This is a genomic window from Bifidobacterium sp. (genome assembly GCF_051876855.1).
Classification (GTDB): Bacteria; Actinomycetota; Actinomycetes; order Actinomycetales; family Bifidobacteriaceae; genus Bifidobacterium.
Window position 1 is genome coordinate 1 of sequence record NZ_JBJEIH010000063.1, and the last position, 1,703, is coordinate 1,703.

Annotated in this window: 2 protein-coding genes; both read left to right on the forward strand. The window is 62.2% G+C overall.

Annotated elements, in window-relative coordinates; all coding sequences use genetic code 11:
* Window positions 1-460 (forward strand): alpha/beta fold hydrolase (locus tag ACI38B_RS04620; RefSeq protein ID WP_439729725.1); only part of this gene is annotated, 460 nt, incomplete at its 5' end.
* Between the two features lie 129 nt (window positions 461-589).
* Window positions 590-1,702: an NAD(+) diphosphatase gene (gene nudC, locus ACI38B_RS04625; protein WP_439729726.1), complete on the forward strand. Its 1,113-nt coding sequence runs from the start codon at window positions 590-592 to the stop codon at window positions 1,700-1,702.
* The last annotated feature ends 1 nt before the right edge of the window (window position 1,703 follow it).

The window sequence follows — 1,703 nt, forward strand, 5'->3', positions numbered from 1 at the left end:
GGACGACGATACCGCACGCGCGAACAGGCTTCGCATCGCCGACGAGTGCGAGCACGAGCGCACAATTGAGCCGGTCATGCATTTCGCCCAGCCCCAGGACGGCGATTCGAGCATTAAACGTTCCGACGCCTTCATCAGGCAGATGACCGCCTGGATTCAGGCCCAAAGCCCGGAAGGCATCGCTTGGCGGCAACGTATGGCGGCAGGACGGCCGGATTTGGGCGACCAGCTCGCCGCGGTACATGCTCCGGCTGCCGTCGTCAGCGGGGAATGCGATCCGTCCAGCCCGCCGGAGCAGATGCGGGCGCTCGCCGCGGCGATGACCGGCACGGAGGTCTCGTTCACACAGATTCCTGATTGCGGACATTTCAGCGCTGTCGAGCATCCTGACGTCGTCGCCGAGGCGTTAGTCAATCTGATGTCGCGTGTTCAGCGGCTTGAGTGCTCCGAGCGTCCCTGACATCGCTCTGGGACATCGCAGGAATATGGGATATCGCGAAAATGAGAAAACGATCATGACGGGGATTATTGGAAGTATCGGTCGTAACGGATGTAACGGCCACAATGAACGAATCGAGGACGACCAACAATGAGCATGTTTTCACCGCTTGCGCTCACGCAAGCTCTGCCGTTCCTTCCTCTGGCACAAGGGGATATCGATTATCAGGTCGATCGCAGGAACGACCCGGACCTGTTCTCGTCAGTACTGTCATCGCCGGTGTGCACGGTCATGCTCGTCGATGGTGGCAAAGTCGCCGTACCCAAGGGGCAAGGCGATTTGGTCGATTATGACAATGTCAAGTTGCGTTTGGCAACGCTCCCCGGAGCCTATGTGCTTCCGGAACTCGCCTCGCACCCGCAGGCCGTCCCGATATTCCTTGGCTCCTATGGCGGCGCTCGCGCGGAACAGGTTGTGGCTGTAGACGTGACGCGCTTGCCGGGGCTTCATGACAGCAACCTCGACGACCGTGTGCCGGATTCCGCATACGAGGGGGCCGACGACGCTTTCGGCGCTACGACCGGGGATACCGCTTCACGCAAGCCGCGCCCGGTGCCGTCTGCACTCGAACAGGCGGCGAAACGTTTCGATTGGGTCGATCTTCGTGGATTCGCGCCGCATGCCTCGGCACGTGAGGCGGGGCAGGCCACCACGGCGGCTTCGTTGAGCGTGTGGCATATGCGGCAACGACATTGCCCGACGTGCGGGGCCGAGGTCAAACCCGCGCTGGGCGGTTGGGCGCAGCGCTGCACGAACGCGGCGGACGGCAACAGACTGCTGTTTCCCCGCATCGAGCCTGCTGTCATCGTCTCCGTCGTTGATTCGCAGGATCGCTTGCTGCTTCAGCATAATCGCGCGTGGCAGACCGCGACCATGTACTCGGTGTCTGCCGGATTCGTGGAAGCCGGGGAGAACCTTGAACACGCCTGCCGTAGGGAAACCCGCGAGGAGACCGGTATCGAACTGGGCGAGGTGAAATATCTCGGTTCCCAGCCGTGGCCGTTCCCAGCATCCTTGATGGTCGCGTTCAAGGCGCGGGCGCTGAGCACGGATATCCGCGTGGACGGCGAGGAAACCGGTGACGCGCGTTGGTTCACCCGCGACGAATATGAGCAGGCGCTCGCATCCGGCGAAGTCACGCCTCCGGTCAAGGCCGCCATTGCGCGCTACATGATCGAGGAGTGGCTCGGGCACGAGCTGTGAA

Excerpts from the sequence above, each read along its gene's own strand:
- nudC (WP_439729726.1), top strand. The coding sequence starts at position 590 with ATGAGCATGTTTTCACCGCTTGCGCTCACGCAAGCTCTGCCGTTCCTT.